The sequence below is a fragment of the Streptomyces sp. FH025 genome, from assembly GCF_017427025.1.
Lineage (GTDB): Bacteria > Actinomycetota > Actinomycetes > Streptomycetales > Streptomycetaceae > Kitasatospora.
The window spans coordinates 1-5,845 of record NZ_JAFLNG010000498.1; the positions used below are offsets into that span (position 1 = coordinate 1).

The 5,845-nt window shown below is 74.2% G+C and carries 7 protein-coding genes; 6 read left to right on the top strand and 1 reads right to left on the bottom strand.

Annotated elements, in window-relative coordinates:
• On the top strand, positions 1-925 hold a 925-nt coding region (locus J0670_RS27705), incomplete at its 5' end, for a lysylphosphatidylglycerol synthase transmembrane domain-containing protein (RefSeq protein ID WP_207814427.1).
• On the opposite strand, the gene J0670_RS27710 is transcribed toward J0670_RS27705, so the two are convergent.
• Positions 926-1,123 carry a hypothetical protein gene (locus J0670_RS27710; RefSeq protein WP_207814428.1) on the bottom strand — a complete coding sequence of 66 codons (198 nt, stop codon included), beginning with the start codon at positions 1,121-1,123 and terminating at the stop codon, positions 926-928.
• A gap of 198 nt (positions 1,124-1,321) precedes the next feature.
• On the opposite strand from J0670_RS27710, the gene J0670_RS27715 reads away from it, so the two are divergent.
• The 5 genes from J0670_RS27715 (at position 1,322) to J0670_RS27735 (ending at position 5,826) form a co-directional block, all read left to right on the top strand.
• Entirely contained in the window at positions 1,322-1,789 is a 468-nt protein-coding gene (locus J0670_RS27715; RefSeq protein ID WP_207814429.1) for a carboxymuconolactone decarboxylase family protein, read from the top strand.
• A 163-nt stretch (positions 1,790-1,952) separates the two neighbouring features.
• Entirely contained in the window at positions 1,953-2,597 is a 645-nt protein-coding gene (locus J0670_RS27720) for a class I SAM-dependent methyltransferase (RefSeq protein ID WP_207814430.1), read from the top strand.
• Complete coding sequence (locus J0670_RS27725) at positions 2,594-3,178, top strand: TrmH family RNA methyltransferase (RefSeq protein ID WP_207814431.1); 585 nt, start codon at positions 2,594-2,596, stop codon at positions 3,176-3,178. Before J0670_RS27720 ends, J0670_RS27725 begins: the two co-directional genes overlap by 4 nt.
• Before the next feature lie 192 nt (positions 3,179-3,370).
• On the top strand, positions 3,371-4,267 hold the full coding sequence (locus J0670_RS27730) for an ABC transporter ATP-binding protein (protein ID WP_374223183.1): 897 nt from the start codon (positions 3,371-3,373) through the stop codon (positions 4,265-4,267).
• Entirely contained in the window at positions 4,261-5,826 is a 1,566-nt protein-coding gene (locus J0670_RS27735) for an ABC transporter permease (RefSeq protein ID WP_207814433.1), read from the top strand. The genes J0670_RS27730 and J0670_RS27735 overlap by 7 nt, the downstream gene beginning before the upstream one ends.
• Positions 5,827-5,845 lie beyond the last annotated feature (19 nt).

Sequence of the window (5,845 nt, forward strand, 5' to 3'; positions counted from 1 at the left end):
GCCGCGGACCCTGCTGGCCGTGGTCGGCGGGGTGGTGGCCGGGTGGCTGCTGATTCCGCAGTTCTTCGCGGCGGAGGACAACCCGGTCGCGGTGCTGGCGGACGCCGATCCGTGGTGGCTGGCGCTGGCGCTGGTGGCGGCGGGGCTGAGCCACGTGGCGTCGGCGATGGGGTTCGTCGGTTTCGTGCCGGAGCGGCTGGACTTCCGCAACGCGGTGCTGGCGCAGCTGGCCGGGGCGTTCGTGAAGCTGGTGTCGCCCGGAGGTGTCGGCGGGATCGCGTTGAACACCCGGCTGCTGCAGCAGGCGAACATTCCCACCGCGCAGGCGCTGTCCAGCGTCGGGGTGGGGCAGTTGATCGGGCTGGTGCTGCACCTGCTGCAGCTGGGGGCCTTCGTCTACCTGCTGGACGTCCAGCCGGGCGGTTCGGAGCTGGAGGCGCTGCCCGCCGTGGTCGGCGGGCTGGCGGTGGCGGCGGTGCTGCTGGCCGTGGTGTGGGCGATCCCGCCGGCCCGGCAGTGGCTGGCGGCGCGGCTGCGGCCGCTGACGGCCGAGGTGCTGCCGCGGCTGCTGGACCTGCTGCGCAACCCGGGCCGCCTGTCGGTGGGGGTGGCCGGCCAGCTGCTGGTGTCGCTCTGCCTGATCGCCTGTCTGTACTGCTGTGTGCGGGCGATCGGCAGGGAGCCGTCCTTCGCCTCGATGGCGGTGGTGTTCCTGGTGGGCAACGCGGCGGGCAACGCCGCGCCGACCCCGGGCGGGGCCGGCGCGGTGGACACGTTCCTGGTCGGGCTGATGCAGCAGACGGCGTCGATGGAGAAGGGCGGGGCGCTGGCGGCGGTGGCGCTGTTCCGGCTGCTGACGCTGATCCTGCCGGTGCTGCCGGGCTGGGCGGCGATGGCCTGGCTGCAGCGCCGCAAGGCCATCTGACTACTCGCGGTAGTCGTCCTCGTCGAGCTGGACGACCCGGCTCTGCTCGGCGGCGTCCGCGACGTCGGTGGCCGGGTCGGCGCCGAGGGCCCGGCGCTCGGCCACCTCGTCGTACTCGTCGCCGGTGGGGGCCTCCTCGTCGGGCTCGATGGTGTCGACGGCCTCGTCGATCAGGTAGTCCTCGTGGTTCTGCGGCATGGCGTCCGTCCTCACTGTTCGGAGGCTCGCAGGGCCCGGGTGGCGGTACTGGCAGTATCCGTCGCCGGGCGCGCGGACGCGACGTGCCGGGACCGCTCCGGCGTGTTCGCCCGACCCGCCTCCGGCCGGAATTGACCCACGAAACCTGCCCCTGAGTGACCCATGGAGAGGGTGCATTCCGTGCCTAGGGTCGTAGCCATGACGACGAACGGAACCACCACGGCCCCCGCCCGCCTCGACTACGCCCGCACCGCCCCGAAGGCGTTCCGCGCGATGATCGCCCTGGACGCCGCCGCCCGCGAGGGCCTGGACCCGGCGCTGGTCGAGCTGGTGCAGATGCGCACCTCGCAGCTGAACGGCTGCGCGTACTGCCTGGACATGCACGCCAAGGACGCCCGAAAGGCCGGCGAGACCGACGAGCGGATCTACCTGCTGCCGGTCTGGCCGGAGGCCCCGGCCGGGGTGTACAGCGAGCGCGAGCGGGCCGCGCTGGCGCTGGCCGAGGAGATCGCCCGCATCGACGGCGGCGTCTCGGACGCGGTGTACGCCCGGGCCGCCGCGCACTTCCCGGAGGCGGAGCTGGCGCAGCTGATCTCGGTGTGCTTCACCATCAACGCCTGGAACCGGATCAACGTGGCCACCCGCAAGACCCCGGGCACCCTGTAGGGGTCCGCGAGGCCCCCGCCGGAGGGCCGCACCGCCCGGCCGCGCGGAACGCGCCGCAGGCCACCGGGGGTACGATCGGTGCCGTACCCAGGGCTTGACCACACCCACCCGGTGGCCCCGAGTCCCCTACGAACGACGGCCCCATACGAACGACGGGAAGTCCATGTCCGGCTCGCACTACTTCACCGGTGCGCCCGAGGTCGCCAGCGAGCGCCGGCCGATCACGGTCGCACTGCCGGACGTCACCCTCGAACTGACCACCGACGCCGGGGTGTTCTCCCGCAACCGACTCGACCCGGGCACCCGGATCCTGCTGGAGCACGCCCCGCAGCCGCGGGTGCGCGGTCCGATCCTGGACATCGGCTGCGGCTACGGCCCGATCGCGCTGACCTGGGCGACCCGCCGCAAGCGGCTGCCGGTGTGGGCGGTCGACGTCAACGAGCGGGCGCTGGAGCTGGTGCGGCTGAACGCCGAGGCGCTGCGGCTGGGCAACGTCCAGGCCGCGCTGCCGGACGACGTCCCCGAGGACCTCCGGTTCGCCACCATCTACTCCAACCCGCCGATCCGGATCGGCAAGGCCGCGCTGCGCGGGCTGCTGACGCACTGGCTCGGCCGGCTGACCCCGGACGGCTCGGCGTTCCTGGTGGTGCAGAAGCACCTGGGCTCGGACTCGTTGCAGAAGTGGCTCAACGATCAGGGCTACCCGACCACCCGGGTCACGTCGGTCAACGGGTTCCGGATTCTGGAAGCACGGCCCCGCCCGGAGTCGGGCGAGGGCTCGGAGAGTGGACGGGGAACGACGTCGTGAAGCAGCTGCGCGGGACCGAACTGAAGCGACTGCACCGCTCCTGGCGGCGCAGCAACGAGTTCCGGCTCGCGATGATCCTGGAGAACCTCCAGTCGCCGTTCAACGTCGGCTCGGTGGTCCGGACCGGGGCGGCGATGGGCGCCGAGAAGCTGTACCTGACCGGGGACACCCCGTCGGTGCGCTCGGCCGGTGCGCAGAAGGCCGCGATGGGCACCGACAAGTACCTGAAGGTCGAGCACTTCCCGACCGTCGCCGAGGCGGTGGCGGCGGCGAAGGCGGACGGCTTCAAGGTCGTCGGGCTGGAGCTGGCGGACGAGGCGGTGCCGATGTTCGCGGCCGAGCTGACCCCGGCGGTGGCCTTCGTGCTCGGGCACGAGGACCGCGGGATCACGCCGGAGGCGCTGGCGCTCTGCGACCAGGTGGTGTTCGTGCCGCAGCTGGGCCGGGTGGGCTCGCTGAACGTCTCGGCGGCCGCGACGGTGGCCTGCTACGAGGCGCGCCGCCAGGGGTACGCGATCAGCGGCACGCCGGACGGGAGCGACGCCGGGGGCGACCTCGGCGAGCTCGGCGACGAGGACTGACGAAGGCCGGCGAAGGCCGGCGAAGGCCGGCGAAGGCCGGCGAAGGCTGACGACGGCCGACGCCTGGCGGCCTGATGATCGGAGGGGTGTGCCGAAAGGCCCACCCCTCCGACGTTTTCCGCTCCGGGAACCCCGCGGATATCTGCCGAACGGCAGATGTGCGGAGGCGGCCCAGGCGGAAGCATTCCGGTCGTGACCGAACTCCAGATCCTCGACCTCACCAAGGAGTACCGCGGCGGCAAACGCGCGGTCGACTCCTTCACGCTGACGCTGCGGCCCGGCGTGCTCGGCCTGCTCGGGGCCAACGGCGCCGGGAAGTCCAGCCTGATGCGCATCCTGGCCACGGTCACCCGGCCCACCTCGGGGCGGGTGCTGTGGGAGGGCACGGACATCGCCCGTCGGCCCGGGCCGCTGCGCCGCACCGTCGGGTACCTGCCGCAGGACTTCGGCGTCTACCCACAGCTCACCGCCCGCGAGTTCCTCGGCTACCTGGCCGCCGCCAAGGGGCTGCGTCGGCGCTCCGCCAGGGCCCGGATCGAGGAGCTGCTCGAACTGGTCAACCTCTCGGGCGCGGCCGGTCAGCGGCTGGGGGCGATGTCCGGCGGGATGCGCCAGCGGGTCGGCATCGCCCAGGCACTGCTCAACGACCCGGCGCTGCTGATCGTGGACGAGCCGACGGTCGGGCTGGACCCTGAGGAGCGGCTGCGCTTCGGCGGCCTGCTGAGCGGGCTCGGCGCCGATCGGATCGTCGTGCTGTCCACCCACATCGTTCCGGACGTGGCGGCCACCGCCGACCGGATCGCCGTGATGGGCGGCGGGCGGCTGCTGCACCACGGCAGCCCGGAGGAGCTGCTGCGCGGTGCCGAGGGCTCGGTCTGGGAGCTGACCGTCGCCGCCGATCAACTCCCGCTGCTGCGTTCGCGGTTCCTGCTCGGCGGCACCACCCGCACCCCGCAGGGCGTCCGCGCCCGGGTGCTGTCCGGGCACCCGCCCGCGCCGGAGGCACAGCCCGTACCGCCCCGGCTGGAGGACGCGTACCTGCTGCTCACCGCCGGTCCGGCCGTACCCGAGCAGGTGGCGGCGTGGTGACGCGGATCGGGGCGCTCGCCCTGGCCGACTTCCGGGAGCGCCGACGGCGGCCGGGCTACCTGGTCGTGCTGCTCGGCACCCTGGCCCTCGGCCTGCTGGCCGCGCCGGTGGGCGACTCCCGCTGGCAGGTGTTCCAGGTGACCGACCTCCAGGGCCGCTACACCAGCGGCTACGTGGGGACGGTGACGGCGCTCGGCGGCGCGGTCTGGCTCTCGCTGGCGGGCTTCGGCATCGTCCGGGGCACGATCGTCCGGGACGAGCAGAGCGGCGTGGGCGGCCTGCTCGCGGCCACCCCGCTGAGCCGGATCGGCTATCTGGCGGGCAAGTTCGGCAGCAACCTGCTGTTGTTCGGCTCGATGCTGCTCGCACTGGCCGGCACCGCCCTCGGGGTGCAGCTGCTCAAGGGGGACTCCGACCGGGTGGACGTGGTGCGGCTGCTGCTGCCGTACGTCCTGATCACGCTGCCGCTGCTGGCGGCGGTGGCCGGGTGCGCGGTGCTGTTCGACACCGTGCCCGGGCTGCGCGGCGGGATCGGGGCGATCGTCTGGTTCGCGGTCTGGACGGTCCTGGTGCTGGGCGCGCAGACGGCCGGCGGGCTGGACCTGCTGGGCATGCGGCGGATCACCTCGTCGATCCGGGAGACGCTCGCGGCGAGCGGGCGGCCGGTGGGCGGAGTGGAGTTCGGGGTCGGCCTGACCGCCGACAACCGGGTGCTCGGCAGCTTCGACTGGCCCGGTCTGGGGCCGGGCGAGGCGGGCGGCCCGGCCTCGACGGGGGTGCTGCTGGTCGGCGCGGCGGTGGCGATCGCGCTGCTCGGGGCACTCTGGTTCCGGCGCTTCGACGAGGCGACGACCGGCCTCGGCGCCCGCCCGGCCGAAGCGGAGGCGGCCGCGGAAACACCGCCCGCGGCCGCCTCCTCGGCGGGTTTCACCCTGGACCCGGCCCGGCTGACCGCGGCCAGGGCGGGGCGTACGGGGTTCGACGCGGTGCTCGGAGAGCTGCGGATCCTGGTGCAGGGCCGGCGGCTGTGGTGGGCCGGGGCGGCCGTGTTCGCGGCGGGCGCGGCGGCCGTCACACCGGACGGGCCGAGCCACCCGGCGCTGCCGTTCGCGATGCTCTGGCCGGTGCTGCTCTGGTCCCGGATGGGGCACCGGGCGGGCGGCGGCAGCGTCGACGAACTGCTCGGTGCCTGCCCCTCCCCGCTGCGCCGGGGGCTGGCCGTCCTGCTCGCGGGGATCCTCCCGGCGCTGGCGATGGTCGCCGTGCCGGTCCTGCGGCTGATCGGCGCCGGGCAGACCCGGGCCGCCGCCGGCGCTCTGGCAGGGGCCGTACTGATCCCCGCTCTGGCGATGTTCTGCGGCAGCGTCACGCGCGGGCCCCGGCTGTTCCAGACCGTCTACCCGATGCTCTGGTACGGGATGATCAACCACGTCTCCGGGCTGGACTTCCTCGGCGTCACCGGGGGCCGCGCACCTGCCCCGCTCGCGGTCGCGGGCCTCGCCGCCGCCCTGGCGGCCGCCGCGCTCGCCCTGGACGCGATACGCCACGCCGCCCGGTAGACCCCGACCCGGGCGGAGG